The organism is Stappia sp. BW2 (assembly GCF_008107695.1).
Taxonomy (GTDB): Bacteria; Pseudomonadota; Alphaproteobacteria; order Rhizobiales; family Stappiaceae; genus Roseibium.
Genome location: NZ_VIRG01000070.1, coordinates 748,180 through 774,115 on the forward strand (window position 1 = coordinate 748,180; position 25,936 = coordinate 774,115).

The 25,936-nt window shown below is 59.7% G+C and carries 33 protein-coding genes; 14 read left to right on the top strand and 19 right to left on the bottom strand.

Features of this window, described 5'->3' with window-relative positions:
• Positions 1-3: 3 nt before the first annotated feature.
• The 3 genes from rhaM to ttcA all read left to right on the top strand — a co-directional run bounded on the left by rhaM (position 4) and on the right by ttcA (position 2,752).
• Positions 4-318 (top strand): L-rhamnose mutarotase, encoded by a 315-nt coding sequence (rhaM, locus tag FMN63_RS22350; protein ID WP_148586346.1) that lies wholly within the window; start codon positions 4-6, stop codon positions 316-318.
• A gap of 6 nt (positions 319-324) precedes the next feature.
• Entirely contained in the window at positions 325-1,707 is a 1,383-nt protein-coding gene (locus tag FMN63_RS22355) for an FGGY-family carbohydrate kinase (protein ID WP_148586347.1), read from the top strand.
• A gap of 106 nt (positions 1,708-1,813) precedes the next feature.
• Positions 1,814-2,752: a tRNA 2-thiocytidine(32) synthetase TtcA gene (gene ttcA, locus FMN63_RS22360; RefSeq protein WP_148586348.1), complete on the top strand. Its 939-nt coding sequence runs from the start codon at positions 1,814-1,816 to the stop codon at positions 2,750-2,752.
• Between the two features lie 299 nt (positions 2,753-3,051).
• On the opposite strand, the gene FMN63_RS22365 is transcribed toward ttcA, so the two are convergent.
• Positions 3,052-3,927, bottom strand: a complete 876-nt coding sequence (locus tag FMN63_RS22365; protein ID WP_148586349.1) for a LysR substrate-binding domain-containing protein — start codon at positions 3,925-3,927, stop codon at positions 3,052-3,054.
• Between the two features lie 116 nt (positions 3,928-4,043).
• On the opposite strand from FMN63_RS22365, the gene FMN63_RS22370 reads away from it, so the two are divergent.
• Together FMN63_RS22370 and FMN63_RS22375 are read left to right on the top strand one after the other, a co-directional pair.
• Entirely contained in the window at positions 4,044-5,036 is a 993-nt protein-coding gene (locus tag FMN63_RS22370; RefSeq protein WP_148586350.1) for an NAD(P)-dependent oxidoreductase, read from the top strand.
• Complete coding sequence (locus tag FMN63_RS22375; protein WP_148586351.1) at positions 5,036-6,460, top strand: aldehyde dehydrogenase family protein; 1,425 nt, start codon at positions 5,036-5,038, stop codon at positions 6,458-6,460. Before FMN63_RS22370 ends, FMN63_RS22375 begins: the two co-directional genes overlap by 1 nt.
• Before the next feature lie 93 nt (positions 6,461-6,553).
• Here FMN63_RS22375 and FMN63_RS22380 read toward each other — a convergent pair whose 3' ends face one another.
• The 4 genes from FMN63_RS22380 to FMN63_RS22390 form a co-directional block, all read right to left on the bottom strand.
• Entirely contained in the window at positions 6,554-7,216 is a 663-nt protein-coding gene (locus FMN63_RS22380) for a L,D-transpeptidase (protein ID WP_148586352.1), read from the bottom strand.
• Positions 7,217-7,223: 7 nt separating this feature from the next.
• Entirely contained in the window at positions 7,224-7,373 is a 150-nt protein-coding gene (locus FMN63_RS29435) for a hypothetical protein (protein WP_153297107.1), read from the bottom strand.
• Positions 7,366-7,647: a hypothetical protein gene (locus FMN63_RS22385; RefSeq protein ID WP_148586353.1), complete on the bottom strand. Its 282-nt coding sequence runs from the start codon at positions 7,645-7,647 to the stop codon at positions 7,366-7,368. Before FMN63_RS22385 ends, FMN63_RS29435 begins: the two co-directional genes overlap by 8 nt.
• Before the next feature lie 120 nt (positions 7,648-7,767).
• The gene (locus FMN63_RS22390) at positions 7,768-8,121 is read right to left on the bottom strand and encodes a hypothetical protein (RefSeq protein WP_148586354.1); all 354 of its coding nucleotides are present in this window, start codon (positions 8,119-8,121) and stop codon (positions 7,768-7,770) included.
• Between the two features lie 183 nt (positions 8,122-8,304).
• Between FMN63_RS22390 and FMN63_RS22395 the strand changes: the two genes are divergently transcribed.
• Entirely contained in the window at positions 8,305-9,891 is a 1,587-nt protein-coding gene (locus FMN63_RS22395) for a DUF427 domain-containing protein (protein WP_209001274.1), read from the top strand.
• Positions 9,892-9,969: 78 nt separating this feature from the next.
• On the opposite strand, the gene FMN63_RS22400 is transcribed toward FMN63_RS22395, so the two are convergent.
• The 5 genes from FMN63_RS22400 to FMN63_RS22420 form a co-directional block, all read right to left on the bottom strand.
• Positions 9,970-10,251 carry an antitermination protein gene (locus FMN63_RS22400; RefSeq protein ID WP_148586355.1) on the bottom strand — a complete coding sequence of 94 codons (282 nt, stop codon included), beginning with the start codon at positions 10,249-10,251 and terminating at the stop codon, positions 9,970-9,972.
• Positions 10,252-10,972: 721 nt separating this feature from the next.
• A complete protein-coding gene (gene grxD / locus FMN63_RS22405; RefSeq protein ID WP_205514229.1) occupies positions 10,973-11,308 on the bottom strand; it encodes a Grx4 family monothiol glutaredoxin in 336 nt (111 codons plus the stop codon).
• A 93-nt stretch (positions 11,309-11,401) separates the two neighbouring features.
• A complete protein-coding gene (locus FMN63_RS22410; RefSeq protein WP_148586357.1) occupies positions 11,402-11,635 on the bottom strand; it encodes a BolA family protein in 234 nt (77 codons plus the stop codon).
• A gap of 42 nt (positions 11,636-11,677) precedes the next feature.
• The gene (purL, locus tag FMN63_RS22415) at positions 11,678-13,876 is read right to left on the bottom strand and encodes a phosphoribosylformylglycinamidine synthase subunit PurL (protein ID WP_148586358.1); all 2,199 of its coding nucleotides are present in this window, start codon (positions 13,874-13,876) and stop codon (positions 11,678-11,680) included.
• Between the two features lie 140 nt (positions 13,877-14,016).
• Positions 14,017-14,982, bottom strand: a complete 966-nt coding sequence (locus tag FMN63_RS22420) for a calcium/sodium antiporter (RefSeq protein ID WP_162855083.1) — start codon at positions 14,980-14,982, stop codon at positions 14,017-14,019.
• A gap of 182 nt (positions 14,983-15,164) precedes the next feature.
• Here FMN63_RS22420 and FMN63_RS22425 point away from each other — a divergent pair, with 182 nt between their 5' ends.
• The 3 genes from FMN63_RS22425 to FMN63_RS22435 are packed head-to-tail and all read left to right on the top strand — an operon-like array spanning position 15,165 to position 16,531.
• Positions 15,165-15,653 (top strand): MarR family winged helix-turn-helix transcriptional regulator, encoded by a 489-nt coding sequence (locus FMN63_RS22425; RefSeq protein WP_148586360.1) that lies wholly within the window; start codon positions 15,165-15,167, stop codon positions 15,651-15,653.
• Complete coding sequence (locus FMN63_RS22430) at positions 15,625-15,882, top strand: hypothetical protein (RefSeq protein ID WP_148586361.1); 258 nt, start codon at positions 15,625-15,627, stop codon at positions 15,880-15,882. Before FMN63_RS22425 ends, FMN63_RS22430 begins: the two co-directional genes overlap by 29 nt.
• Positions 15,869-16,531: a class I SAM-dependent methyltransferase gene (locus tag FMN63_RS22435; protein ID WP_148586362.1), complete on the top strand. Its 663-nt coding sequence runs from the start codon at positions 15,869-15,871 to the stop codon at positions 16,529-16,531. The genes FMN63_RS22430 and FMN63_RS22435 overlap by 14 nt, the downstream gene beginning before the upstream one ends.
• 79 nt (positions 16,532-16,610) lie before the next feature.
• Here FMN63_RS22435 and FMN63_RS22440 read toward each other — a convergent pair whose 3' ends face one another.
• Both FMN63_RS22440 and FMN63_RS22445 read right to left on the bottom strand, forming a co-directional pair.
• Positions 16,611-17,075 (bottom strand): hypothetical protein, encoded by a 465-nt coding sequence (locus FMN63_RS22440; protein ID WP_148586363.1) that lies wholly within the window; start codon positions 17,073-17,075, stop codon positions 16,611-16,613.
• A gap of 21 nt (positions 17,076-17,096) precedes the next feature.
• Entirely contained in the window at positions 17,097-18,608 is a 1,512-nt protein-coding gene (locus tag FMN63_RS22445; protein ID WP_148586364.1) for an aminotransferase-like domain-containing protein, read from the bottom strand.
• A gap of 102 nt (positions 18,609-18,710) precedes the next feature.
• Between FMN63_RS22445 and FMN63_RS22450 the strand changes: the two genes are divergently transcribed.
• On the top strand, positions 18,711-18,950 hold the full coding sequence (locus tag FMN63_RS22450; RefSeq protein WP_205514231.1) for a DUF1127 domain-containing protein: 240 nt from the start codon (positions 18,711-18,713) through the stop codon (positions 18,948-18,950).
• A gap of 123 nt (positions 18,951-19,073) precedes the next feature.
• On the opposite strand, the gene FMN63_RS22455 is transcribed toward FMN63_RS22450, so the two are convergent.
• Positions 19,074-19,610 (bottom strand): peroxiredoxin-like family protein, encoded by a 537-nt coding sequence (locus FMN63_RS22455; protein ID WP_148586365.1) that lies wholly within the window; start codon positions 19,608-19,610, stop codon positions 19,074-19,076.
• Positions 19,611-19,716: 106 nt separating this feature from the next.
• On the opposite strand from FMN63_RS22455, the gene FMN63_RS22460 reads away from it, so the two are divergent.
• Positions 19,717-20,517 carry a helix-turn-helix transcriptional regulator gene (locus tag FMN63_RS22460; protein WP_148586366.1) on the top strand — a complete coding sequence of 267 codons (801 nt, stop codon included), beginning with the start codon at positions 19,717-19,719 and terminating at the stop codon, positions 20,515-20,517.
• A gap of 473 nt (positions 20,518-20,990) precedes the next feature.
• Here FMN63_RS22460 and FMN63_RS22465 read toward each other — a convergent pair whose 3' ends face one another.
• The 6 genes from FMN63_RS22465 to purC form a co-directional block, all read right to left on the bottom strand.
• Positions 20,991-21,245 carry a DUF2164 domain-containing protein gene (locus FMN63_RS22465; RefSeq protein ID WP_148586367.1) on the bottom strand — a complete coding sequence of 85 codons (255 nt, stop codon included), beginning with the start codon at positions 21,243-21,245 and terminating at the stop codon, positions 20,991-20,993.
• A gap of 20 nt (positions 21,246-21,265) precedes the next feature.
• Entirely contained in the window at positions 21,266-21,931 is a 666-nt protein-coding gene (gene purQ, locus FMN63_RS22470) for a phosphoribosylformylglycinamidine synthase subunit PurQ (RefSeq protein ID WP_148586368.1), read from the bottom strand.
• Between the two features lie 18 nt (positions 21,932-21,949).
• On the bottom strand, positions 21,950-22,057 hold the full coding sequence (locus FMN63_RS29920; protein WP_006932457.1) for a phosphoribosylformylglycinamidine synthase-associated small membrane protein: 108 nt from the start codon (positions 22,055-22,057) through the stop codon (positions 21,950-21,952).
• Between the two features lie 28 nt (positions 22,058-22,085).
• On the bottom strand, positions 22,086-22,328 hold the full coding sequence (gene purS / locus FMN63_RS22480; RefSeq protein WP_148587309.1) for a phosphoribosylformylglycinamidine synthase subunit PurS: 243 nt from the start codon (positions 22,326-22,328) through the stop codon (positions 22,086-22,088).
• 106 nt (positions 22,329-22,434) lie between these two features.
• Positions 22,435-22,974 (bottom strand): hypothetical protein, encoded by a 540-nt coding sequence (locus FMN63_RS22485; RefSeq protein WP_148586369.1) that lies wholly within the window; start codon positions 22,972-22,974, stop codon positions 22,435-22,437.
• A 121-nt stretch (positions 22,975-23,095) separates the two neighbouring features.
• A complete protein-coding gene (gene purC, locus FMN63_RS22490) occupies positions 23,096-23,860 on the bottom strand; it encodes a phosphoribosylaminoimidazolesuccinocarboxamide synthase (protein WP_148586370.1) in 765 nt (254 codons plus the stop codon).
• Positions 23,861-24,167: 307 nt separating this feature from the next.
• Between purC and FMN63_RS22495 the strand changes: the two genes are divergently transcribed.
• From FMN63_RS22495 to FMN63_RS22505, 3 genes are all read left to right on the top strand, one after another.
• Positions 24,168-24,491 carry a DUF1476 domain-containing protein gene (locus tag FMN63_RS22495; protein ID WP_148586371.1) on the top strand — a complete coding sequence of 108 codons (324 nt, stop codon included), beginning with the start codon at positions 24,168-24,170 and terminating at the stop codon, positions 24,489-24,491.
• 232 nt (positions 24,492-24,723) lie between these two features.
• On the top strand, positions 24,724-25,530 hold the full coding sequence (locus FMN63_RS22500) for an HpcH/HpaI aldolase family protein (protein WP_148586372.1): 807 nt from the start codon (positions 24,724-24,726) through the stop codon (positions 25,528-25,530).
• A gap of 185 nt (positions 25,531-25,715) precedes the next feature.
• A complete protein-coding gene (locus FMN63_RS22505; protein WP_148586373.1) occupies positions 25,716-25,931 on the top strand; it encodes a hypothetical protein in 216 nt (71 codons plus the stop codon).
• Positions 25,932-25,936: the final 5 nt, after the last annotated feature.

Genomic DNA, 25,936 nt, shown 5'->3' on the forward strand with positions numbered 1-25,936 from the left:
GCCATGGAAAAATATGCCTTCAAGATGCAGCTCAACCCGGGCATGGAAGCCGAATACCGGAAGCGCCACAATGAGATCTGGCCGGACCTGGTGGCCTTGTTGAAAGAAGCAGGCATCAGCGACTATTCCATTCATCTGGACCCGGAAACAAACATCCTCTTCGGTGTCCTTTGGCGTCAGGACGGCCACACAATGGACGACCTGCCGAACCACCCTGTGATGCAGAAATGGTGGGCGCATATGGCCGACGTGATGGCGACCAAACCGGACAATGAGCCAGTCGCAATGCCGCTCACAACCGTCTTTCACATGGATTGAGCATTGATGGCCGCGATCCGGAATGTGGGCGTCATCGATATCGGCAAGACCAATGCCAAGGTCGCCGTGGTCGATCTGGAGCAACGTAGGGAACTTGGGGTTCTGACGCGGCCGAACACCGTCCTGCCGGGGCCGCCTTATCCGCATTTCGATCTGGAAGGCCATTGGGACTTCATCTGCGACGCACTGAAAGATCTGCACAAGGCCCATGGCATCGATGACCTGTCGGTGACGACCCATGGCGCCAGCGCCGTTCTTCTGGACGCGGAAGGGAACCTTGCGGCGCCGATGCTTGATTATGAGTTTACGGGCCCGGACGATCTTGCCGCCGACTATGATGCGATCCGGCCGGACTTCGTTGAAACCGGTTCACCCCGGCTTGGCATGGGCCTCAATCTGGGTGCGCAACTGCACTGGCAACTGAAAACGGATCCTGGGCTTCTGGACCGGGTGGCGACGGTTCTGACCTATCCGCAATACTGGGCCTATAAACTCACCGGCGTTCTTTCCAACGAGGTGACATCGCTCGGCTGTCATACTGACCTCTGGCGCCCTTCGGAAAACCGGTTTTCCTTACTGGTGGACCGGCTTGGTCTGACAGGCAGGATGGCGCCGGTACGCAAGGCCGGTGACAGTCTCGGGCCGATCCTGCCGGACGTGGCAACACGGACCGGACTGCCGGAAGGCACGCCGGTTACCTGCGGCATCCACGACTCCAATGCCTCGCTTTACCCGCATCTGATCGCGCGCGAACCGCCGTTTTCGGTCGTCTCCACCGGCACCTGGGTGATCGTGCTGGCAATAGGCGGTGGCGACGTCACGCTCGATCCTTTGCGCGACACGCTGATCAACGTCAATGCGTTCGGCGATCCCGTGCCTTCGGCACGGTTCATGGGTGGGCGAGAGTTCGACATGATCCTGCAAGGCCGTAAAAAGGGCTGTTCGGAAGAGCAGACCGAAGCCGTGCTGAACCGCGAAATCATGCTCTTTCCCGCTGTCGATCCACGCTCGGGCCCCTTCCAGGGGCGGGAGCATCACTGGAGCGTGGACGATACGACATTGAGCGATGGCGACCGCTTTGCGGCAACTTCTTTCTATCTGGCGTTGGTGACGGCGGAATGCCTGGCGATGACCGGGGCAGAAGGTGCGATTGTCGTTGAGGGCCCCTTTGCGCAGAACCGGCTTTATCTCGGCATGCTGGAGGCCGCGACAGGGCGGCCGGTTGAAGCGTCGGCAGGGTCGGTCACAGGGACCAGCATCGGGGCGGCATTGCTGGCGGCGGATGGGGAAACTCAGCAAGCTGGAGAGACCGGGGCAGGTGGGCTCGTGGCCAAACGCGATCCTCGACTGACAAATTACGCAAGGAAATGGCGCGAACAGCTCCGGTGAACAAACGGCCATCCCTTGATAAGCACGGCTTTTCCCTTTTCCCGGCAGCGCTGATCCGCTATGTCAGCGCAAGGACAGCGAACCAATAAGCCGCCGAGCTTCTCTCATGAACGATATTGCCGACAGTACCGACATCGAACTGCCCGCGTTGCTCCGCAATGCGCCTTCAAGCGTTGAGTTCAAGAAGCTGCGTAAGCGCCTGTTACGACAGGCGCGCGAGGCAATCGCCGACTTCGGAATGTTGCCGGACGCGGTATCGCAGGAAAACCGTCCGAAATGGCTTGTCTGCCTGTCAGGTGGCAAGGACAGTTACACGCTGCTTGCGGTTCTGATCGAACTGAAATGGCGCGGTCTGTTGCCGGTCGATCTGATTGCCTGCAATCTCGATCAGGCCCAGCCCGGTTTTCCGGCGGACATCTTGCCGAAATTCTTCGAGGACAATGGCATCGAGCACATCATCGTGCGCGAAGACACCTATTCCATCGTCACCGACAAGATTCCCGAGCACCGCACCTATTGTTCGCTGTGCTCACGCCTGCGCCGTGGCATCCTCTATCGGATCGCGCGGGAGCAGGGCTGCGAAGCCATCGTGCTCGGCCATCACCGGGAAGATATCCTGGAGACCTTCTTCATGAACCTCTTCCACGGTGGGCGTCTGGCCTCCATGCCGCCGAAGCTGATCAACGACGAAGGCGACCTTCTGGTGCTGCGCCCGCTTGCCTATTCCGCCGAAAGCGATATCGCCCGCTTTGCCTCCGGCATGCAGTTCCCGATTATTCCGTGCAATCTCTGCGGTTCGCAGGATGGTCTGCAGCGCGAGGAAGTCAAACGCATGCTGCAGGGCTGGGAAAAGGCATCCCCCGGCCGCCTCGGTGTCATGGCCCGTGCCCTTGGCCACACTCGCCCGTCGCATCTTCTTGACCGCGCGCTCTACGACTTCGTCAATCTGCGGCCTGCCGAGGGTGAAACGGCAGGCGAAGGCGAAGCGGAAGAACCGTGCGGCGCAAGCCTCGCGATGACGGCGAAGCTGTTCGCAGCGGAGTGATCCCTATTGACGCTGCGGCGTTCTGACTACTTCGATCCTTCCTCCTCCAAACACTTCCTCGCAGCAGGGCTTGACCCTGCAATGCCTGCCGTGGCCTTTCCATGAGCAGAGGTGGCGGTGTGGGGGGATGCATCGGCATGGGTGCCATGGTCGAGCCATGGCATGACGAAGTGGGAAGAGACGTTGGGAAAGGACCCGAGCTCAGTCTCTTCCGTTATTGCGGGGCTCGATCCGGCAATCCATTCCGTGACCTTTCCGCCAGGACAAGCGTTGCCGAGCGGTGGTGGGCCCGTGCAGTTTCAGGCGAATAGTTGTCTCAGCCACATCTCCACGCGTTGCGTTGCCGGTTTTCCTGGTGATGCCCTGTCCCCTTGCAGGAGGTAGTGCGTTCGCACGGATGGAAGGCTGACGTCGAGGGGAACGACCAGCCGTCCGCTGTCCGTCAAGCGTCCAGCGATCTTGCCCAGGAGCAGGGCGATGCCGCCTCCGGCAGCGGCCAACTCGACTGCGGCAAGGGACGTGTCGACCGTGGCGCAGGTTCGGCTGGAGGGCTGTGAAAGGCCGAGGGCGTCGAAATAGCGTGGCCAGTGGTCATCGAACCCCAGAATGTGAATACGCGGAAGATCGATCAGATCAGCCGGTTGCTTCAACTCTCGTGCCAGATCCGGATGGCACACGGGCACGATTGTTTCCGGTCCCAGAGGCTCCGCATGCACACCGGGCCAGTTGCCCGTGCCGAGACGGATTTCGATGTCGGTGCCGGTCTCAAGCGCCGTATCTGCCCAGATTGCGGAGAGAAGACGGATATCAAGGGTCGGATTGGCTTCTTGAAACTCTGCCAGGGCGGGGGCGATGATGAGCACGGTTTCGGAAATCGGTGCGCGAATGGTTACGGACCCGGCAGAACGGTTGCCGAAGAGGCTGTCGGTCGAAACGGCCAGTTCCTGAAGTGCCTTGCGTACCGACGGCAGATAGGCCCGGCCGCTTGCGGTCAACTCCAGCTTTCGCGTCGTGCGTTCAAAGAGCTGATGGCCGAGCTGGGTTTCCAGACTGCTGATGTGCGTGCTGACGGCGGCCTGGGTGAGCCCGAGTTCCGTGCCTGCGGCGGTGAAACCGCCCAGCCGGCTCACGGCTTCAAAGCTTTTCAGCCAGAGAAGATTGGGAAGCGACGGCATCTTGCTCACTTATAAAAATAATCGGGTAATCTCCCGAATTATTATCATTTCTCTGGTGTCGATGCGAGGCGCAAAGTGAAGTCCGGTCATTTCCTGCTTCACGAAAGGGACATCTCATGCGGGTCGGGTTTATCGGATTGGGCAATGTCGGCGGCAAGCTGGCCGGCAGTCTTCTCAGAAACGGGTTCGAGGTTGCGGTTCTCGATCTGAACCCGCTGTTGATGGAAAGCTTTGTCGCCAAGGGCGCTATGCGCGCTGAGAGCCCCAGGCAGCTTGCCGAGAGCTGCGATGTTGTCATCACCTGTCTGCCCAGTCCGGCAGCCTGTGCGGCGGTCGTGGAGGGCCAGGACGGCATTCTGGAAGGGATCGGTCCGGGCAGGATCTGGGCGGAAATGTCGACCACCGACGCCGGTGAAGTGCGGCGTCTTGCCGGGCTCGTCATCGCCAGGGGAGGCGAGGCGATCGAATGCCCCGTGTCCGGCGGCTGCCATCGGGCGGCCACCGGGAACATCTCGATCTTTGCCGGGGGCACGCGGCAGACCTTCGAGCGGATGCTTCCGCTGCTGACCGTTCTGGGCCGCCGGGTGCTGCATACGGGGGAGATCGGCTCTGCGTCTGTTCTGAAGGTTGTCACCAACTACCTGGCAACGGTCAATCTGGTGTCGGTTGCCGAGGCCCTGACCACCTGCAAGGCAGCAGGGATGGATCTGGGAACCGCCTATGAGGCCATACGGATTTCCTCCGGAACCTCCTTCGTCCATGAAACGGAGAGCCAGGTGATCCTCAACGGTTCGCGAGACATTTCCTTCACCATGGATCTGGTCGCCAAGGATGTCGGCCTTTTCCAGAAAATCGCGGATGATCATCAGGTGCCGCTGGAGGTGTCGCCGCTTATCAACCGGATTTTCGCCGACGGCATTGACCGTTACGGCCCGCGGGAACTGTCGCCCAACATCATCAAGCGCCTGGAAGAAGCGACAGGTCTCGACATCCGTGCACCGGGTTTTCCGGAGGAGATGGTTGACGACGAGCCCGAAGAACCCGGATATGAGGTGACGCCCAAACGCGGCGACGACATGAAACTGAACAGTTGGGAAGCAGCAGGCTGATGATTGAAAAGCGGCAGTTCTATATCGGTGGATCCTGGGTCGATCCGGTTGAGGCAAAAACGCTTGAGGTGATTAACCCGGCAACGGAAAAACCGATTGCCGTGATTTCCCTTGGCAGTGCCGCCGACGTGGACAAGGCGGTGGCCGCAGCCAAAGCTGCATTCGCCGGCTGGTCGGAAACCAGCGTTGATGAACGCGCCGCGCTGCTGGAGCGGATCATTGCGATCTATGCGCGTCGGTCCGGGGATATGGAGGAGGCGATCCGGCTGGAAATGGGCGCCCCGCGCAGTTTCGCACGCGACAGCCAGACACCAACCGGCGCCGGCCATCTGGAAGCCACTCTGGAAGCCCTGAAGCATCACGTGTTCGAACGGCCAAGCCCTCGTGGCGGCAGCCTGCTTCGGCACGAACCGATAGGCGTCTGCGGGTTGATCACGCCCTGGAACTGGCCCATCAACCAGATCGCGGCCAAGGTGGCCCCGGCGCTTGCTGCCGGTTGCACAATGGTGTTGAAACCAAGCGAAATCGCACCGCTCTCCGGGCTTCTCTTCGCCGAGATCCTGGAGGAGGCCGGTTGCCCGGCTGGCGTCTTCAACCTGGTGAATGGGGATGGCCCGGGCGTGGGCGTGGCGATGTCCTCCCATCCGGATATCGACATGATGTCCTTTACCGGCTCGACCCGGGCGGGCATTTCCGTCAGCCAGAACGCCGCGACGACCGTCAAGCGTGTCGCGCAGGAACTTGGCGGCAAGTCGGCCAACCTGCTTTTTGCCGATGCGGACCTGGAAACGGCCCTGCGCACGTCTCTGACGGGCTGCTTTTCCAACACTGGCCAGTCCTGCGATGCACCGACCCGTCTGTTGGTGGAACGGAGCGTCTATGACGACGCCGTTGCGCTTGCCGGAAAGATCGCCGCGGAAACCAAGGTTGGCGATCCGGCAGAGGAGGGCGATCACATCGGTCCGGTGATCAGCGACCTGCAATACGAGAAGATCCAGGGGCATATCGAGCGCGGTCTGGCCGACGGAGCGCGCCTTGTTGCCGGTGGCCCGGGCAAGCCGAAAGGGTTCGAGACCGGGTATTTCGTCCAGCCGACGGTCTTTGCAGATGTCACCAACCAGATGTCGATTGCCCGCAACGAGATCTTCGGTCCGGTGCTGGTGATGATCCCGTTCGAAACGGAAGAAGACGCCATCGCAATCGCCAACGATACGCCTTATGGCCTTGCGGCCTATATCCAGACCGGCGATCCGGAACGGGCCAAGCGCGTTGCCCGCAAGCTTCGCGCAGGCAGCGTCTATATCAACGGTGCCAGCCCGGATTACGATGTGCCCTTCGGCGGCTACAAACAGTCCGGCAATGGCCGCGAGTTCGGTGAATTCGGCCTGGAAGATTTCCTGGAGCTGAAGGCGATCACCGGCTAAGGCAAGCCGGTTGATCTTACGCGGCATCGATGATGCCCGGAGGTGGCGAAGGGACCGGCTGGCCGGCCCCTTTTCCTTTGTTTTGGCAAGGCCTTACAGAACGACGATCTGGGAGCCGTCCGGTACGCGGCCATAAAGGTCGATGACATCCTGATTGATCAGGCGGACACAGCCACTGGAGACAGCGGAACCGATGGTCCAGTATTCGGCCGTGCCGTGGATGCGATAGAGCGTATCCTTGTTGCCCTGGAAGATGTAGAGCGCTCTTGCGCCTAGCGGGTTCTGGAGGCCGGGCGGCATGCCTCCATTGCGCCAGCTCCACTTTTCCAGTTCGGGCTGCCGCTGGATCATTTCTTCCGGCGGCGTCCATTTGGGCCAGGCGGCCTTGCGGGCAATCCGTGCCCGTCCGGACCATTCGAAACCTGCCCGGCCAAGGCCGACGCCATAGCGCATTGCCTTGCCGTTTTCCTGAACGAGGTAGAGGTAGTAGTTGTTGGTATCGACCACCAGCGTGCCGACCTTCTCATTGGTCGGATAGTCCACCTGCTTGCGGTAATAGCGTTCCGGCACCTTCTTCAGGTCGGGAGCGGGGATCGGAAACCGTTCTTCCGGCATCGCACGGTACATGGCCAGGACAGCCGGGTCCTGCCATGGCGCGAGTGGCTGCTGGGGGGCGGTTGTCATGCAGCCGCTGACGGCGAGCCCCGTAAGGCTCGCCGACCCGGCAAGAAAGGATCTTCTTGTAAGGTTCGTCATGTGAAGGCTACTGGCCTGTCTCTGGATAGGGGATGGGAAGATCGGCCGGAGTCCGGCCAAGGGTGTACACGGTGTATTGCGCTGTCGGGTCGTCGCTCATGCCGAGCGAGCCCTGAGGCATGCCGGCAACAGCGAAAGCGAGAGGTCTCTTAGACACGGCCTGCCTCATTTCGTACCTGCGTGTGGCAGGGCTTGCCCATGACACGACGAACAAACGCATGGATGGCAACGCAGCCGAACAGGGGGGCGGCCAGTAACAGAGCTTCACCCGCGGTCAGTCCGGCCGGGGCGGAGACGATCAACAGACCTGTCACAAGCGCCATAAGCAGGCAGCAACCAGCCATGGAGAGCGTGGTCCTGTTCAGATACTTCCGTGTTCGAAATCCTGGGGCAGCATAGGATGCCTGTGTGCCGTTTTCCTGAAGACTCATGATTTATTCCTGTCTTTCAGGCGAACTGTTGTCCCGCCGGGCAATCACCCCCCCGGCAAGATGTCGTTCAACCTTCCAATAATTCTGGCCAAGCTGGAACTTCGCATTCCGGTGATGCTTTCAGCCTGTTATGGGAGGTTGATCTTCCGTGGAGGGCAGTCCGTCCGTCAGGACGGGAGGAGAGGTGGTTTCCGGGCCGGTTTCAGCCGCCAGGAATTGCAAAGCCACGACGGAAAAATGAGAGACACAATCCGGTCCGCACCCAAAGGTTTTGTTGGGCGGGCTGGACTGGTCGTCCAGCTGGCAACATTGGGCGTCCTGCTCGGCAAACTGCACCGTCTTCACGGGCGCGCGCATCTCTTGCGCCATCGATAGTTCCAGAGCCTGGATGCTCTTTGGAACATGCGTATAGGCGCCGGCGGAGGTGATCCCGGCAAAGAAACAGACCAGCAATGTGATCAAGATGGTGCGCATATAGTTTCAGTACCCGACAGGGTTATCAATTTCCATACTCTGGCTGGTCACAAGCGCGTAATCGCGAATTGAGGTCAAACCGTGGCTTGCCTTGGTGTCTGCGCCGGGGAGGCCCCATGCGTTTCTCGCAAGTTCCGTTTGCAAGCATGCGTGGGCGAGGCGCGTGGATGTTCACTGGACAGTGTGTCACGCGTTCCATATCTCTTTTGCATGACCGTACGGGCACAGAAAACGTCGAACGATTATGGAATCCTTGTGGAGCCGCTTGCCGGAGAAGTGACGGCCTATCGGGGGGAGCATGTTCTGGCGCGGACCTGCGAAGCGCGGGTGATGTATGAAACCCGGTTATCGCCCGTGATCTATTTTCCGCGGGGCGACATTCTGGCGGACCTGGAACCTGCTCCAGATCGCCGCACCTTCTGTCCTTTCAAGGGGACGGCCAGCTACAGCCATGTCCGCATTGGGGGAGAGACGCTGGAAAACGGTGCCTGGAGCTATGCCAACGCCATGCCGGAGGGCCGGGCGGTCGATGGCTTTGTCGCCTTCATGCCGGGTGTGGCAAGTCACATCGATCCGCCAGGAACTCCGGCTGACCCCTTGGCCGCTGGAAACATCGCAGGGCCGACGGTTGACTGGCTGCTGCGCGAAGCCTGGACCGCAAAGACGCCCGAGGAGCTGACAGCCGCCCTTGGTCGGAAACTCGTTGAGGACGGGATTGCGGTCAGCCGCATCGGCATTCTGATCTGGTCGCTGCATCCGATGATCGCGGGGCGTCATTACGTGTGGACGCGCGATGATGACAAGCTGCAAAGCTTTGCTCCATCCTACGAAACGCTGGAAAGCCCGGCCTTTCGCCAGAGCCCTCTGCAGCATGTGGCGGATGGTCTGGGCGGTATTCGGCAGAAGATCGATTCGAATCCGGACGAGTTCGAGTTTCCGATCATGGAAGACCTGAGGCAGCAGGGCGTAACAGATTATGTCGCCATGCCGCTGCCGTTTTCCGGCGGACGGATCAACGTGTTGACCCTCGCGTCGGATCATCCCGCGGGCTTCACCACGGCCAACCTGGGTCTGGTGTTTGAATGCTCGGCCCTCATCAGCCGCCTCTATGAGGTTTTCGCCCTGACGACCAACGCAACTTCCCTGCTGGAAACCTATCTGGGCAAGCGGACAGGCGCGCGCGTGCTGGGAGGCGATATCCGGCGGGGCGACGGCGATGTGATTGATGCGGCGATCCTGTTTTGCGATCTCAGGCATTCCACCAAGCTGGAGACAGACCTTGGTCACAACGCCTATGTCGGCGAGCTCAACCGCTTCTTCGAGGTCACGACGGACATCGTCAACGCGCATGATGGTGAAGTGCTGAAGTTCATCGGCGATGCGGTGCTGGCGATCTTTCCCGCCGGTGTCGGGGTGGAGGAAGCTTGCCGGCAAGCTGTGGAAAGCGCGGGGGAAATCGTAAGCCGTTTGCAATCGCCGGACCCGGAAACCGGGCACATACCACTGCGCTGTGCCATCGGCATTGCCTTTGGCGAGGTCACTTACGGCAATGTCGGATCAAGGGAACGGCTCGATTTTACGGTGACCGGCCATGCCGCCAACATCGCGGCGCGCCTCGGCGACTATGGCAAGATCGTCGGACAGGACATCGTGGCGACGGCAGATGTGGCCGAGGGATCAGGATTGCCATCAAAGCCGCTCGGGCCGGTTGACCTGCACAATGTCGCAGAGCCCGTGACGGCGCATGCAATTACGGTTCGGGGCGACTGAGCAGAGCGTGGCATTTGTCCAAGGTAGCCAGCTTCACCCTGCGTCTGCCCTCATCAAGGAAAGGTTTATCGGCAGCAGTCAGCGGACGGCGTTTTCACCATGGAACCCGCCCATCGGCTGGTTGCGCACGAGAATCACGAGGCCTTCCTTGCTGGGCTCGGCATCCTTCAGCGCAACCCCGCCATAGTTGGCGCAAAGCTCTTCGGCGCTCTTGCTTCTGGCAGGTGTGAACATGGTGAGAGCCTGGCATTCAACCCGGCGCAACTCGCTATCTGTCCTGATGCCGTCAGAAAAGACGACGCCGGCTCCGACAAGCGCCAGAACGAAAGTAGAGGTGGCTGCAACTGCAATCTTGTTCATTGTCCCCGGTCCCATTTCCCAGCTCCGTTGTTTGCTGGAGCCCTGCGGTATGGTCGGAGAATGGCGGAACGCACCTGTACTCACCCTGAAATCCGCATTCACCTTGCGTTCAGCTTAGGTGATTCGGCAAAATTTGCCGAGTTACTGCCTAAATTCAACCGCAATCGATTCCGCTTACCACTGGATAACGCGCAAATCTCGGTGGTTTTGTCAGGGGTCTGCGGCTGATTGCTCACGTTCTGGTTCTTCCGTTGGAGGATTTGGAGTGCGGTATGGCGCCCGTCATCTACCTCCCGTCATCTCGGCTAAGTGCGGCGAAGCTGTGCGCTGGTCCGGCAACCAGATGTCATCGTGAGCAGAGCGAACTCTTTATTTCAAAGCAAGGCCGCGCCTCCAGCGCGAAATGTGTCTGGATTCCGGATCGGCGTTCGGCGTTGCCTCTCTTGTCCGGAATGACCGGAGGGCTAGGCGACGAAGCTCGATACGATGGAGCAGCGCATCTTGAACCGTCGCCGGAATCTTTCCTCTTCCATCGTCACCCCGGCCAAGCGAAGCGCGAGCCGGGGCCGGGGAGCCGCCAGCGATCACGAATGCTGGTAGGCTCAACCCGCAGCCTGGCCCTCCAATTCCGGATTATTCCCATTGCGGAAGACCCCAAGGACACGAAAAAGGGGCGGTAGAACCGCCCCTTGGAAAGCTGTCTTCAGAAATCGATTCAGGCTTAGGCGGTCTGCTGAGTGGTCTCGATGCCTTTTTCCGTCAGGAGGCTCTGCAGTTCCTGGTTCTGGAACATTTCGCGGATGATGTCGCAGCCGCCGACGAATTCACCCTTCACGTAAAGCTGCGGAATGGTCGGCCAGTTGGTGAATTCCTTGATGCCTTGGCGCAGGTCGTCGTCTTCCAGAACGTTGATGCCTTTGTAAGGGGCACCGACATAGTCGAGAATCTGTACGATCTGACCGGAAAAGCCGCACTGCGGAAAGTTCGGCGTGCCTTTCATGAAAAGCACAACGTCGTTGGTGTCGACTTCGTTCTTGATCCAGTCCTGGATGCTCATGATGTCCGTCCTTTGTCTCTTTGCCGCTTATCTGGCGAAATAAGGCGGCGTCTTCAAGGGCGCGCGCTAGAGTGCGCGGCAATGTGTTTCAATTCAGTCGGGTGCCTTGGTCTGAAGAGCGAGGGCGTGCAGTGCACCGCCCATATTTCCCTTCAGCGCCTCGTAAACCAGCTGGTGCTGTTGCACGCGGCTTATGCCCCGGAACGATTCCGAGACGACATTCGCTGCATAGTGATCACCATCTCCAGCCAAATCCCGGATCTCGACCTCAGCATCCGGCAAGGCTGCCTTGATCAGGGTCTCGATCTCATTTGCGTTCATCGGCATCGTGCGTCCGTCCTGTTGTTAAGTTCCTGAAGTGGAAATGGCTTATGCCGTCGCCATGTAATTCGGGAACCAATCTTCGTGTGCTTTCTTCAAGTTTGCAACGGATATGGTGAGGATGCCCTCAACAGTCAAATCCGTGCCCCCGGTCGTGCCTATTTGTTGAACATCGACTCCGCCGTCCAGAATGTCTTCAAGAACGCTTTCCAGCTTGTCCTGGGCAACAGTGACGACGTAGCGCCCCTGGTCTTCCCCGAAGAGCGCGGCATGCGCCAAGCCATTGATCTTGACGGTCGCACCGATGCCGCTAGCCATCGCCATTTCGGCGAGTGCGACACCAAGGCCACCTGAGGAAATGTCATGCACGGCCGTCAGGCGGGCGGCGCCGATCAACTGGCGAACCAGCGTGCCGCGGCGCTTTTCTGCAGCCAGATCGACCGGCGGCGGAGCGCCTTCCTCACGGCCGAGAATGTCGGCGAGATACTGGGAAGCGCCCAGATGAGTGCCGTTGCCACCGATGAGCAGAATGGCGTCGCCTTCGTTTACGAAGGCCGCACCGGCACGCACCGTGACGTCCGGCAAGAGGCCGACGCCGCCAATGGCCGGGGTCGGCAGGATCGCTTCGCCATGGGTCTCGTTGTACAGCGAGACGTTGCCGGAAACGATCGGGAAGTCGAGTTCACGGCAGGCTTCGCCGATGCCTTTGATGCAGCCGACGAACTGGCCCATGATTTCCGGCTTTTCCGGGTTGCCGAAATTCAGGTTGTCTGTCGCCGCCAGCGGTTCGGACCCGACGGCGGTCAGGTTGCGCCACACTTCGGCGACTGCCTGCTTGCCACCTTCGAACGCATCTGCCTCGCAGTAGCGCGGGGTTACGTCAACGGAGAAGGACAGGCCCTTGCGGGTGCCTTCCACGCGAATGACACCGGCATCCCCGCCCGGCGTTGCGGCCGAGTTGCCCTGGATCAGCGTGTCGTACTGTTCGTAGACCCAGCGGCGGGACGCGCCGTTGGCATTTCCGACCAGGGTCTTGAGAGCTTCGGCATAGTCCGCCGGTTCCTCGATTTCGGATGCCGGCAGAACGGGGCGTTTCTTCGGTTCGACCCAGGGACGGTCATATTCGGGAGCTTCGTCGCCAAGTTCCTTGATCGGCAGATCGGCAACCACTTCGCCCTGGTGCTTGACGATGAAGCGCAGCGTGTCGGTGGTCTTGCCGACGATGGCGAAGTCGAGGCCCCATTTCTTGAAGATGGCTTCGGCTTCGTGTTCCTTTTCCGGACGCAGCACCATGAGCATGCGCTCCTGGCTTTCCGAAAGCATCATCTCGTAGGCGCTCATGCGCTCTTCGCGCACCGGAACCTTGTCCAGATCCAGTTCGATGCCGAGGTCGCCGCTAGCGCCCATTTCAACAGCCGAACAGGTGAGGCCGGCTGCGCCCATGTCCTGGATGGCGATGACCGCGCCAGTTTCCATCAGCTCGAGGCAGGCTTCCAGCAGACATTTTTCGGTGAAGGGGTCGCCAACCTGAACGGTGGGGCGCTTTTCCTCGATCGTGTCGTCGAATTCTGCCGAGGCCATTGTCGCGCCGCCGACACCGTCGCGGCCGGTCTTGGCGCCCAGATAGACGACCGGCAGGCCGATGCCTTCGGCCTTGGCCAGGAAGATGGCATCGGACTTCGCAAGGCCCGCCGCGAAGGCGTTGACCAGGCAGTTGCCGTTGTAGCGGGCGTGGAACTCGACTTCGCCGCCGACCGTCGGGACGCCGAAGGAGTTGCCGTAGCCACCAACACCGGAGACGACGCCGGAAACGAGGTGCCGGGTGCGCGGATGATCCGGTTCGCCAAAGCGCAGGGCGTTCATGGCCGCAACCGGACGGGCCCCCATGGTGAAGACGTCGCGCAGGATGCCGCCGACACCGGTTGCCGCACCCTGGTAGGGCTCGATGTAGGACGGGTGGTTGTGGCTTTCCATCTTGAAGACCACGGCCTGTCCGTCGCCGATATCGACCACGCCGGCATTCTCGCCCGGGCCCTGCAGCACGCGCGGTCCCTTGGTCGGCAAGGTCTTCAGCCATTTCTTGGAGGACTTGTACGAGCAGTGCTCGTTCCACATGGCGGAAAAGATGCCCAGTTCGGTGAAGGTCGGCTCGCGGCCGATCAGTTCCAGGATGCGCTCATATTCATCCGGCTTAAGGCCGTGGGAAGCAATCAGGTCGGGCGTGATCTTGATGTCGTTCGGGATCATGACGTTTCACTGTTTTTGGCCAGTGTTTTTGACCAATGGGTGGGGCCGCGACGGCACGGGCAGACGATGATGCCGCCGTTTAGCAGATTGTCTGCGAAATGGGGAGCCTCGGAGTGCCAAGAAAATCTGATAAATTGGCCTCATCCAAGGGCCTTTGTCAGGACGACGGCGGTGTAAACCCCATAAGCGAGCAGCATGACCGCCCCTTCGCGGCGGCAAATCCGCCATCCGCTCATGGAAAAAACCAGGAGAATCGCCGTGGCACCGAGCAATACCCAGATGTCGAGCTGCATGATTTCGTGCGGCACCTTCAGGGGCGAGACAAGCGCGGTCACACCCAGGATACCAAGGATGTTGAAAAGGTTCGATCCCAGGATATTGCCCAAGGCGATATCCGTCTGCCGCTTCAGGGCGGCAACGACCGACGTTACCAGTTCTGGCAGGGACGTGCCGACCGCAACAATGGTGACGCCGATAACGGCATCGCTGATGCCTGCCGCCTGCGCCAGCTGGGTGGCGCCCGCCACCAGAAAATGCGCACCGCCCAGGATCATGGCAAGCCCGCCGAACGCCATGGCGAGACTGAGCGGTAGCCCGGTTTTCGGGGCCGGCGGAACCACCAGCTGGGCTTCGCTCCGGTGCAACTCGGCCGAGGGCGTGCGGGTGCCCTTTTCCATCCGGTAGGTGAGGGTGAGATAGGCTGCGAGGGAAAGCACCAGCGCCAGCCCCGCTTCGCGTCCGACAAAGCCGGATATCGCGAGTCCGGTAAAGGCAAGAGCCGCCAGCAGGTTTGCCGGTCCATCGCGCATCAGCGCGGCGGGTTCCACCCGCAAGGGACAGATCACGGCGGTCAAACCCAGAATGAGCAGAATGTTGGCGATGTTCGAGCCGGCCACATTGCCGACAGCAATACCCGCAGAACCGTTGAGGGCTGCAAGCAGGCTGGTCATCAGTTCCGGGGTCGAGGTGCCGAAGCCGACGAGCACAAGGCCAATCAAGAGTTCGGAGATCCCGAAGCGCTTTGCAAGTCCAACGGATCCGCGCACCAGCACATCACCGCCGGCAACCAGAAAAACCAGGCCGAGCGCAATTTCAAAGACAGTCATTTCAGGGACCTCACAGACACGTCGCTGGCAGATGGTGTGGCTGCATGATTGCTGCAATGGCAGCGCTGGTCTGGCCGCAAAAAATGTTCACTGGGTGAACTGCGGAACGAGACACAAGTCTATATTGACAGCCAGGCTGTCAAAATCTATATTGACAGGTAGGCTGTCAAAATGAGGTTCGTATGCCTGAGAAGAAAACCCTGAACATTTCGGAAATGCGGGATCTTATCGTGAATGTCCGCAGGACCTTTCGTCAGCTCGCCGGCATCTCGGACGGAATGCTCGACGCGAGAGGGCTGACCGCATCGCTGCGGGCCATCCTGGAGTTTCTTGCCGAGGAGGGGCCAAGTCCGGTGCCGAAAATGGCAAGTGCCAAGTCCATGACCCGGCAATCCGTTCAGGCGCTGGTCGACAGGCTGGAGGGACTGGCTCTGGTGGTGAGTTTGCCGAACCCGGAGCACAAGCGTTCTGTTCTGATTTCACTGACGGACAATGGCGCGGCCACCTTCCGGGAAATTCTCGCCGAAGAAGGGGAGCTGCTTGTGAAAATTTGCGACGGCTGGCCGGACGGAGCGCTCGCGAAGGCGAACAGCACACTGAGAGACTTTCAAACGAAGCTTGCTAAACTGGGGAGAACGGAAGATGTCGCACACCTTGAAAATCCTGAATGACGGCAGTGAAGACCAACACTCCAAAGGCCGTTTGCTGGCGAAGTTCGCCCTGGCCGTTCTGCTGACGAGCCTGGCCATCACGTGGAGCTGGTCGACCATTGCTGCGGAGTTGTTCCACGCGCCGGGCCTGGGTTTCACCGACGCCATTGCCGGTACCCTGTCGCTAACCGGTCTGTTCTACGGCTGTGGGCTCGGTTTCAGATTGGGGCGTGATCGTGAGCACAGTTGAAGAGGGCTTTGAGCCAGCCTGTCATCGTGAGACCGGTGGATGGCTTTCGGATGTTATTGTCGGTCAGTTCAGGCGACCGCACGGCATGCTTGGGTCTCTGGCTGGCTGGATCATGGCCAACCGGGCGTCCAATATCGATCGCAATCACTGGACAGTGGAACTGATGGGGCTTGATACGGGAGCGCGCATACTGGAAATCGGCTGTGGACCGGGTATCGGTATCGAAGCAGTCCTGTCAGGGGTTCCTGACTGCCGCGTGACCGGTCTTGATCATTCTGCACTGATGATTTCGCAAGCGGCCGCGCGACATGCGCACGCATTGAAATCAGACCGGCTGGAGCTTTGGCAAGGCGACCTTTCCGGTCTGCCGGAGGCGGAGCGTTTCGATGCGGTCTTCAGCAGCAACGTTCTACAGTTCATCAGGAACCGCAGCACTTTGTTGGAAGAGGTGCAATCCAGATTGAAACCGGGCGGCTGTTTTGCCACCACCTATCAGCCGCGTGGTTCCTGCGCAGGTGCAGAAGAGGGCCGGGCCTGGATCAGCTCCTTTGCGGAAGACCTTTACGTCGCCGGATTTTTTGAGGTTCAAATCCGTGAAAGGCTCTTTGGATCGGTACCGGCATTTTGCGTATTGGCGCAAAACCCATAGACGCGCAGACCCAGCCCTTCTGTGCCGGAAGGACATTCAGATTGATGTGTTTGGCGGGGCTGATGGTGCCAGGCGCCTCTCAACGGTGAAGGGCGTTGCCGTTGCGCTTCAGATGACCCTCCATCGCCTCGACGAATGTTTTGCCGTAGAAGGACAACCGTCTTTCGTTGCCGTTTCCTGTCAGAGGTACCGCGAGCGTGATTGTCGTCGCAAACCAAAGGTCGCGGCGTTGGGCGTCCGAGATTGCCTTCCAGGGAAGGAGGATCGGTTTGTGGCCGATCCTGAACAGCAAGATCGGGCGCATGTAAAGGCCGGCATCGGAAAGGGTCACATTCACGCTGTTGCGGTAATTGAAGAAGAGCCCGATCCTCATTGATCGCCAGTTCCAGCTTCGGCCTTCCGGTTTCCCTGTGGCGGGATAGGCTTTCGCCAGTCTGGCCCAGCCACCGATATGCGCAACAACGAAAACTATGAACGACCAGAACAGGCCGAAGACGACGGCGAAGACCGGAATGATGACGAAGGGCAGGCTGTTTTCCGGCATGTTTTTCCGCCTTGTGGGGAGCTATTCGAAACTGTCGTAGCAGGCTCCGCTGTCTTCCAGCAAATTTTGCAGGATCAGCAGGCCCTTGGCGGTTTCGTCCCGGGTCATTGGATTGGTGATGCCAATGCGCACACGGTGATAGACCTTGCCGGACCTGCCGGTCTTGAATTCGTCCTCGTCGTCGACCAGCACATTGGCGGCAGCGGCCGCCGCCTTGAAGGTGCCGGAGAGCCAAGGTTCGGGCACTTTCAACCACAGAAACGGTGCATCTGCGGCGACGCGTATGTCGTAGGTGCCAAGATGCTTCTGCACCAGCTCATGCCGGGCCGAGATTTCGGCAAGAATTTTCCCGCGGATTTCCTCGGCAACACCGGACAGAACCAGCCGGGCGGACAGCTCCGACAGCAGAAAGGAGATACCGCCGGTCAGCATCTTGTGGGCGGTGTAGATACGCTGTGCGTGCGATAAGGGGCTTGAGACCCAGCCACCGCGTACGCCTGCGGTGACGGACTTGGACAGGGAGCCGACATGAAACGTGCGCTCGGGCGCCAGCGCAGCTAACGGGGGCGGTGAGAGGTCGCGCAGGGATCCGTAGACCTCGTCTTCGATGATCCAGAGATTGTACTGGCGGGCGATGGTCACAATGTCTGCACGGCGCTGTTCGCCCATCATGCCAAGGGTCGGGTTATGCATGGTCGGCATCAAGAACAGCACCTTCGGGTGCTTTTGAGCGCAGACCCGGGCGAGGTCCTCGGGTAGAGGGCCTTCGTCATCGCGTGCGATCTGGACCGGGCGACGGCCGGACAACGCGGCTCCGCGCGCAATCGAGCTGTAGGTCAGTTCCTCAAAGGCCACCTGATCGCCAGGGGCGGTCGTCGCTGCAATGATGGCCATGATCGCTGCCTGGGCGCCTGTCGTCGGCACGATGCTGCCTTCCGGCGGCTCCCATCCGGCGCGGGACAGCCAGATGCGTCCTGCCTGGCGCCAGCTTTCGGGCACGGAGCGGGTGTAGCTGGCAATCTCGTAGGGCGCTTCACGGGTAATGTCGGTTGTCAGCCGTCCGATAGCAGCAGCCTGACCGATCTCGGGTGCTGAGGTGCTGTCGAAGCGGATCGCTTCAGGAGAGGGCACCATCACCCGTGTGCCGCCAAACGCGACGTCCTTCGGCACATGCATGGCACTCTGGGTCCAGGAAGACGCGGATGCATGCTGCTGTGCGGAGCCGTTGGTGTGATGGATGGGCCGGTCGAGATCGGGCTTGGTGTCTTCTTCCAGCGCCGGATCGGAGGTGCTGCCGAGAACGAACGTGCCGCGACCGACTTCCCCGCTCACCAGACCACGCTGGCGGATCAGGGCATAGGCGCGGCCGATGGTGCCGACGGTGACACCCAGATCGTACGCAAGGTCGCGTTGTGGCGGCAGTTTGGAGCCGGCTGACAGCGCACCGGTGGCGATATCCTCTGCGATGCGATCCGCCAACCGGATGTAGAGCGGGCCTTGCCCCTCGGGAATCTCTGGGTGCCAATTTGTCATGGTGACAATTTAATATATTGCATCCCAAACAGAGTCAATTCATATGATTGTTGCGCTACAATGCATCCAATTGATATAATTGTCACCCTGGAGATGGTTCAAATGAGTTCAATCGAAACAATGTCCGGGCGCCCGATATCGCGGCTCCGGATCCCAGGCGGTCTTGCCAAAGCGACTTTCATGTATCTGAAGGCCTGGTTTGTGAGACGCCGCACCCGCCTGGAGCTTCTGGAATTGTCAGATGCTGCCCTTGAAGACCTTGGATTGACCCGGGAAGCAGCGCTTGCCGAGGCAATGCGTCCCTTCTGGGATACGGAAAGCCGGCACAAGGGCCGGTATTGATGCGGAGATCGCTCCAGATCCCCCTGGACAAGGACCTGCTGCCCCCGGCAAGTCTTTGTTGATGCCGGACACGATGCAGCCCGTGTCCGGCATCCTTTTTTTAACGTCTCGTTGCAGGCGCTGTCAGACTGCGCCGGTATATTCACCGCGTGCCGGATAGTCGTTCTTCTGAACGAAGTCGAGCGCACCGACCATTTCCTGGAAGTGCGGACGCACGAACGGCATGGTCTGGACGGCCGCGAAGTAGAGCGTGCCGTCGGATTTCACCAGAAAGACGCCCGGTTCGGAAAACAGCGCCGGCTCGTCAATGCCGATCGACGTGGTGCCGCGGCTGGTGGAAATGTAAAGCCCCCATTCCTTTGCGACACTAAGCGGCAGGCCGTAGCCGAAACGCAGGTCTGCGTGGCCGACTTTTTCGGCCATTTTTTCCGCGCGATCCTTGTCGTCCGACGAAATTGCGATAGTCTTCACGCCCTTTTCGGCGAAATCGGCAGTCAGGCGTCCCAGCTCTTTCAGGTAGTTGGCACAGATCGGGCAGTGCAGACCACGGTAGAAAACGACGAGCGTTGCGAAGTCGGCGTTGTCCTTGGACAGATCGAAGGAACCGGAGGTCAGTGTCTCGACCGTCAGGCCGGGCACTTTTTGGCGTGGAACAAGCATGTTTTCCTCATTTGGCTGGGCAGGATTTCCATTTTCCTGCGAATAGCTGTAAGGTAGTGAACGAAAGCGCCATAAACATTCTAAAAAAGTGCTCAGGAGTACGGAAATGCCGGTCCCATATCGAACGTCCTTCAATGGCAGGTTGGACCGGCTGTCTTCGCTCATCGACCGGCTTCGCGTGCAGGTGGACATCTCGTTGACCGCTGATGAGGGCGCCAATGATCCCAATCTGAGAATCTACGAAAGTCCGATAAGAGGGCAGAGACTGGTCTTTTGTCCGGTCCGGGACGGAAAGCACATGCTTTCCGGAATGGAGCCTGCCGATGACGAGACGTTGCTTGTCGCGGCCCGGATTACGATCTCCGGCGTTGGCAGGCAGCTCATCAGTGCCCTGCCGGACTGTATTTCCGTGCCGATGGAGGAAGACCCCTATCTGTCCGCGGTGGTGACACCGCTGATCGAGGAAGCCACCATGCCCAGATGTGGCGGGCAGGCAGCGTTCCAGCGTTTGTGCGAAGTTGTCGTGATCCGGCTGCTGCGTCACGCCATCGAGGAGGGCAAGGCCGATACAGGCCTTTTGAACGGTCTGGCAAACCCGCGCCTTGCAGCTGCTCTAGTGGCAATCCACGAGGTACCTGGAGAACACTGGACGCTGGAGAGGCTGGCCGAAACGGCGGGAATGTCGCGCACGCAGTTCGCGGTGACTTTCAAGGAACTCGTCGGGACAACGCCCATGGGCTATCTCTCCAACTGGCGTCTGGACATTGCCCGCTCCGAACTGGAAACCGGCCGGCAGGTCAAGGCCGTTGCAAGCCTCTGCGGCTTCGCAAGCCCCGCAGCCTTTTCCAGAGCCTTCTCCCGCCGGTTCGGCTACTCCCCCAAGCAAAAGCGCAGCCAGGCGGCTTGAACCGTCTGTCAGCTGAGCTTCAGTAGCCTCACAAGCCCCCGTTCTTGTCATCCCGGTTTGCTGCACAGCGCCAGGACCGGGATCCAGTATTCGCCGGAGCTGACGTGGGGATGCGAAGCGGCCGAGACCGCCGGTTACTGGATCCCCGCCTTCGCGGGGATGACAAGGAGGGGGGCGGTTTGGGTTCGTGGGGGGGCTTGATGATTGGAGCGCTAGGGGGCTGCTTTCGCTGAGAGGCGGTGCGCGCTACTGCGTCTTCCCCAACCCCGTTTGTCATCCCGGTTTGGTGCGCAGCGCCAAGACCGGGATCCAGTAGCCGCCGGAGCTGACGGGATGATGCGAAGCGGCCGAGACCGCAGGTTACTGGATCCCCGCCTGCGCGGGGATGACAAGAGAGAGGGCGGTTTGGGTTCGCGAGAGGTAAGCATACTTGAACTGCGGCGGAGTATTCGCGCCGCTACATGCCGTTCAGGTCAGCCGCGATCCTGAACCGGTTTTTCCAGGGCATAGAGTTCGTCGTTGATGTCGTCGACCTTGCGGGCGAGGAGTGCCTGGGCATCGTTGAGGCCGAGGTTGTAGAACCTGGCCCCCAGAGACGGCGTCAGGAAATTGATTAGCAATTCGGCGTCCATGTTGCCGATGTCGATATCCAGATCGGTTTCGAGATAATGCTTGATCTCGGAGGCGAGGCGGGTTCTGGCATCCTTGTCGAGTGTCAGCTCCGTCATGCCCGCCTCCCGGATGGTTTTCAGGCTGCTTCCAGCAGGCTTTCGAACAGGAGGCGTCCGTCGAGGCCACCGTTGAGCGGCTCGATCAGGTTTTCCGGGTGCGGCATCATGCCGAGCACATTGCCTTTGGCATTCATGATGCCGGCAATGTCGTTGATGGAGCCGTTCGGGTTGGTGTCGCCCGCGTAACGGAACACGACCTGGCCGTTGTCCTCGATCTGCTTCAGCGTGTCGGCATCGGCAAAGTAGTTGCCGTCATGATGGGCCACCGGGCAGCGCCAGACCTGGCCTTTCTCGAATTTCGACGAGAACCTTGTGGCGTTGGTGACCGTTTCCATCAGGACTTCGCGGCAGACGAAGGTGAGACCGGCGTTGCGCATCAGGGCGCCCGGCAGCAGGCCTGCCTCGGTCAGGATCTGGAAGCCGTTACAAACACCCAGTACGGCAACGCCGCTGTCGGCCTTGGCCACGAGATCCTTGAGGATCGGCGAGCGGGCCGCAATTGCGCCGGAGCGCAGATAATCGCCGTAGGAAAAGCCGCCCGGCACAACCACGAGATCCACATCCGGCAAGGTGCTTTCCGTGTGCCAGACGCTTTGCGGCCTGGTGCCGGTGATCAGTTCCAGGGCGTGGAACATGTCACGGTCGCGGTTGGAGCCTGGGAAAACGATGACTGCGGTTTTCATGTGGGCAATCCAGTCGGTTCAGAGCAGAACAAGTACGGCTATCAGGGCCGCGATTGCGGGCACCAGAATGAATATCGCCGCTTTGGTGGCCATGAAGATCAGGGCCTTGCGGGTATCGTCATCCATTGGCGGTGCCCCGGTGTCGAAGTCTCGGTCAGGCGATTTCGATCGCGTAGTTCTCGATAACGGTGTTGGCGAGCAGCTTTTCGCACATCTGCTCCAGTTCAGCCTTGGCGGCTGCCTTGTCGGAGCCGGTCAGTTCGACATCGAACACCTTGCCCTGACGAACGGAGCCGACGTCGCCGAAGCCGAGGCCGCCGAGCGCACCTTCGATGGCTTTTCCCTGAGGATCGAGAACACCATTTTTCAGGGTGACGATCACACGTGCTTTCATGATTGGGATCTCCGCAGCAGACTGCAGATTCTGCAGTTGAATGACTTTGGGGCTCCCCATACACGAGGAGCCCCATTTGCGAAAGGCCTGTGAGCAGAAAACCTGCGAATTACGGCACGCGCCTGATCGTCGTCTGCTTCAGGAAGCGGCTCAGATTGGCGTTTGCCCTGGAGCTTGATTTTGCAAAGGAGGCAATGGCACTGCCGCGGTCGTTTTGAAAGATGACGCGTCCGGACACGTAAAGGTTGCCCTTGTCCGTCCGGTACCGGGCGGTCATGTCGAAGCCGGTATAGGTTTTGGTGACGACGCGGCGCTTGGTCTTGAAGCGCACTTCGCCCTTTGAGGCCACATTGGCGATGTTGCCGACGGCATTCATCAATTCGGCAGAAAGCAGGTTTTGCCGGATGGCCGTTTCGACATCGCCTTTGACCTTGATCGGGCCCACCACGACAACTTCAGGCGACTTGCACCTGGGTGGAAGGCAAACATAGACGGTCTTGTTGCCGCTTTGCTTGCTGGCCCAACCCTTGGGAGCAAAGCTGGAGGAAATGCTGCCGGGCTTCAGGCCGGAGGTCTGACAGGCAGCGAGAAGACCGCACAGAAGTACAATCGATGCAGCTTTGAAAATGGAAGAAAATCTAAATGACATGACGCCCCCTTGTTAAACGAGGGGGCGTCATAATTGACAATGCCTCTGGTCGCAATCCTGACGTAGAGGCCATGCAAGGCGATTGCCCCGGCCTGTGTCAATACTGCATCAGTGGCGCGTCTTACTTGACCAGGGTCGGTCCGGAACCTGCCGGGCGCTCGTTGGCCATCATGATCCCAAGCCGCTTGGCAACTTCCTGATAGGCTTCCAGCATGCCGCCCAAGTCGCGGCGGAAGCGGTCCTTGTCCATCTTGTCGTTGGTCTCGATGTCCCACAGACGGCAGCTGTCCGGGGAAATCTCGTCGGCCACGACGATGCGCATCATGTCGCCTTCGAACAGGCGGCCGCATTCGATCTTGAAGTCGACAAGGCGAATGCCGACACCCAGGAACAGGCCGCACAGGAAATCGTTGACGCGGATGGCAAGCGCCATCATGTCGTCCAGTTCCTGCGGGGTTGCCCAGCCGAATGCGGTGATGTGTTCTTCCGCGACCATCGGGTCGTTGAGCTCATCGTTCTTGTAGTAGAACTCGATGATGGAACGCGGCAGCTGCGTGCCTTCTTCCAGACCCAGACGGGTTGCGATGGAACCGGCGGCGACGTTGCGCACGACCACTTCCAGCGGAATGATCTCGACTTCCCGGATCAACTGTTCGCGCATGTTGAGGCGACGAATGAAGTGAGTCGGGATGCCGATGGCATTCAGATGATTGAAGATATATTCGGAAATCCGGTTGTTGAGCACGCCTTTGCCGTCAACAATCTCGTGTTTCTTGTTGTTGAAGGCGGTCGCGTCGTCTTTGAAATGCTGAACCAGGGTTCCCGGTTCCGGACCTTCGTAAAGGATCTTGCCCTTACCTTCATAAATGCGCCGACGGCGGTTCATTGGCTATACCGTGTCTTTTAGAGAAAACTTTGACGGGACATGCTAACCTTGTCTGGAAATCCACCGGGACGATGTCCGTCGACCGGCCGATGCTTAGAGGCAGATGGCCCTGTTTTGCGGCGCGGAACTTAACCGAAGCCGGGCAAAAGTACAATCTTATGTTTCCGGAGAGTGCGCAGGACGGTTATGCTTTTGACGCATGCGTGCAGGTACTGCGTTGATTTGATCGTCGCGCGGGGATATGCAAGACACCAAATCAGCCCCATATGGGGAGAAATGCATCAGCGCAGTTCAGGAGACGATGAGTATGAGCACATTCGACAAGCGCGAGCAGGGGTTTGAAAACAAGTTCGTGCATGACGAGGAGCTGCGGTTCAAGGCAACCGCACGTCGCAACAAGTTGCTGGGGTTGTGGGCGGCCGGTCTTCTGGGCTTTGAAGGCGAAAAAGCCGACGAATACGCCAAGGAAGTCGTCCGGTCCGATTTCGAGGAGCCGGGCGAGGAAGACGTGTTCCGCAAGCTTCGCGAAGATTTCGACGCCAACAACGTCGACCAGTCCGATCATCAGATTCGCCGTACGATGGACGAACTGATGCACACGGCAGTTGACCAGTTGCAGAAAGAAGGCTGATCCAGGCTTTCTTAGATTTGACGCTTCAAACGCCCGCCGGAAACGGCGGGCGTTTTGCATTGTCGGGCAGGTCTTCCGGCACAGGCTCAAGAAAATCCGGTCCGCTTTCGGATGTGAACAAGAAAAATGCCTTCTCTCTTTGCGTCAACCAAGCTTGCGGAAATGCAAAAAGAGCGCTTGCGGTTGTGCCGGCCGGCGGATTTGATACCTCCACTTACGGAGGAGATGTCCCGTGTCAGATAATGCCTTTCTTGCCGACAAGCTGCGTTCCGGAAAAGCTGTCATTACCGGCTGGTCGCAATTGTCCGCCCCAATGGTTCCGGAGTTGTTTGCGCGCTCGGGTTACGAGGCGGTGACGCTGGACCTGCAGCACGGCATGTATGATTTTGCGTCTGCCTGCGAGGCAATGGCCGCCATTGCCCTGGCAGGCGCCCATCGCATCGTCCGCATTCCCGTGGGCGACAACGCCCTTGCGGGGCGGCTGATCGACATGGGGGCCGATTGCATCATCGCGCCGATGATCAATTCCTTCCGGGATGCAGAAATCTTTGCGCGCGCCGTCAAGTACCCGCCGATAGGCGAGCGAAGCTGGTCGCCGTTCCGCGCAGCCATGCTGAGCGGGCAGACCCGTGACGAATATCTTGAAAACGCCAACGCCCAGACCCTGGCCTTTGCCATGATCGAAACCCAGGACGCCATTGACGCATTGGACGAGATCCTGAGTGTCGATTGTCTCGACGGCGTGTTCGTCGGCCCGAGCGATCTTTCCCTTGCGCTGTCGAAGGGCGCGTCGCTTGATCCGAACGGTGCTCACACAGGAAAAGTCGCTGGTGAGATTGCGGAACGAGCGCTAGCAGCGGGCAAACTTGCCGGGATTTTCTGCCTCAACGCCGACAAGGTCGAGGAAGCTTACAACCAGGGCTTCCGGCTGATGTCCCATGGCGTCGACACGCTTTTCCTCGATCATTCCGCAAGAGCGGCGCTCAAGGAAGTGGCCTGGCTGTCAGAACCGGAAACCGGGCCGGCCAGCGGATACTGATCCCGACCTGTGGCAACGCTTGACCTGGGTCAATGCTGAAATTTTCTAAATTGCGCAAGTATTGAAGTATTGAAACCGCGACGGTTCTGAGCCTCTGTCTGCAAGTTGGTTATGTGCCATAATCAACCCTTGCTAACGGTGCTGCTCAGGACGGAGAACCGCCGCTTTCCCGATGGGAGACCCTCATGTGGAAACTGGCATTGATACTGTTCATCATCATCGGACCGACATTTGCCGGACTTGGTGCTCTTGTTCCGCTCTCCATTTACGGCGTCGGCGACTTCAACGCCTTGCTGCTGATTGGCGGCGCGGCTGCAGGCGCCGCGATTGCCGCTCCGGTGAGCTACTGGGTGGCGACGCGGATCGGTGTGCTGATGGATGCATCCTCAGCGCGGACCTGACCAAA

Excerpts from the sequence above, each read along its gene's own strand:
- FMN63_RS22450 (WP_205514231.1), top strand. The coding sequence starts at position 18,711 with ATGAGTTCAATCGAAACAATGTCCGGGCGCCCGATATCGCGGCTCCGG.
- FMN63_RS22440 (WP_148586363.1), bottom strand. The coding sequence starts at position 17,075 with ATGCCGGAAAACAGCCTGCCCTTCGTCATCATTCCGGTCTTCGCCGTC.
- FMN63_RS22460 (WP_148586366.1), top strand. The coding sequence starts at position 19,717 with ATGCCGGTCCCATATCGAACGTCCTTCAATGGCAGGTTGGACCGGCTG.
- FMN63_RS22455 (WP_148586365.1), bottom strand. The coding sequence starts at position 19,610 with ATGCTTGTTCCACGCCAAAAAGTGCCCGGCCTGACGGTCGAGACACTG.
- FMN63_RS22505 (WP_148586373.1), top strand. The coding sequence starts at position 25,716 with ATGTGGAAACTGGCATTGATACTGTTCATCATCATCGGACCGACATTT.
- ttcA (WP_148586348.1), top strand. The coding sequence starts at position 1,814 with ATGAACGATATTGCCGACAGTACCGACATCGAACTGCCCGCGTTGCTC.
- FMN63_RS22355 (WP_148586347.1), top strand. The coding sequence starts at position 325 with ATGGCCGCGATCCGGAATGTGGGCGTCATCGATATCGGCAAGACCAAT.
- grxD (WP_205514229.1), bottom strand. The coding sequence starts at position 11,308 with ATGAGCATCCAGGACTGGATCAAGAACGAAGTCGACACCAACGACGTT.
- rhaM (WP_148586346.1), top strand. The coding sequence starts at position 4 with ATGGAAAAATATGCCTTCAAGATGCAGCTCAACCCGGGCATGGAAGCC.
- FMN63_RS22420 (WP_162855083.1), bottom strand. The coding sequence starts at position 14,982 with ATGACTGTCTTTGAAATTGCGCTCGGCCTGGTTTTTCTGGTTGCCGGC.
- FMN63_RS22375 (WP_148586351.1), top strand. The coding sequence starts at position 5,036 with ATGATTGAAAAGCGGCAGTTCTATATCGGTGGATCCTGGGTCGATCCG.
- FMN63_RS29920 (WP_006932457.1), bottom strand. The coding sequence starts at position 22,057 with ATGGATGACGATACCCGCAAGGCCCTGATCTTCATGGCCACCAAAGCG.
- FMN63_RS22430 (WP_148586361.1), top strand. The coding sequence starts at position 15,625 with ATGTCGCACACCTTGAAAATCCTGAATGACGGCAGTGAAGACCAACAC.
- FMN63_RS22370 (WP_148586350.1), top strand. The coding sequence starts at position 4,044 with ATGCGGGTCGGGTTTATCGGATTGGGCAATGTCGGCGGCAAGCTGGCC.
- FMN63_RS22410 (WP_148586357.1), bottom strand. The coding sequence starts at position 11,635 with ATGCCGATGAACGCAAATGAGATCGAGACCCTGATCAAGGCAGCCTTG.
- FMN63_RS22425 (WP_148586360.1), top strand. The coding sequence starts at position 15,165 with ATGCCTGAGAAGAAAACCCTGAACATTTCGGAAATGCGGGATCTTATC.
- FMN63_RS22390 (WP_148586354.1), bottom strand. The coding sequence starts at position 8,121 with ATGCGCACCATCTTGATCACATTGCTGGTCTGTTTCTTTGCCGGGATC.
- purQ (WP_148586368.1), bottom strand. The coding sequence starts at position 21,931 with ATGAAAACCGCAGTCATCGTTTTCCCAGGCTCCAACCGCGACCGTGAC.
- FMN63_RS22385 (WP_148586353.1), bottom strand. The coding sequence starts at position 7,647 with ATGAGTCTTCAGGAAAACGGCACACAGGCATCCTATGCTGCCCCAGGA.
- FMN63_RS22400 (WP_148586355.1), bottom strand. The coding sequence starts at position 10,251 with ATGAACAAGATTGCAGTTGCAGCCACCTCTACTTTCGTTCTGGCGCTT.
- FMN63_RS22380 (WP_148586352.1), bottom strand. The coding sequence starts at position 7,216 with ATGACGAACCTTACAAGAAGATCCTTTCTTGCCGGGTCGGCGAGCCTT.
- purC (WP_148586370.1), bottom strand. The coding sequence starts at position 23,860 with ATGAACCGCCGTCGGCGCATTTATGAAGGTAAGGGCAAGATCCTTTAC.
- FMN63_RS22495 (WP_148586371.1), top strand. The coding sequence starts at position 24,168 with ATGAGCACATTCGACAAGCGCGAGCAGGGGTTTGAAAACAAGTTCGTG.
- FMN63_RS22445 (WP_148586364.1), bottom strand. The coding sequence starts at position 18,608 with ATGACAAATTGGCACCCAGAGATTCCCGAGGGGCAAGGCCCGCTCTAC.
- purL (WP_148586358.1), bottom strand. The coding sequence starts at position 13,876 with ATGATCCCGAACGACATCAAGATCACGCCCGACCTGATTGCTTCCCAC.
- FMN63_RS22485 (WP_148586369.1), bottom strand. The coding sequence starts at position 22,974 with ATGTCATTTAGATTTTCTTCCATTTTCAAAGCTGCATCGATTGTACTT.
- FMN63_RS22465 (WP_148586367.1), bottom strand. The coding sequence starts at position 21,245 with ATGACGGAGCTGACACTCGACAAGGATGCCAGAACCCGCCTCGCCTCC.
- FMN63_RS22365 (WP_148586349.1), bottom strand. The coding sequence starts at position 3,927 with ATGCCGTCGCTTCCCAATCTTCTCTGGCTGAAAAGCTTTGAAGCCGTG.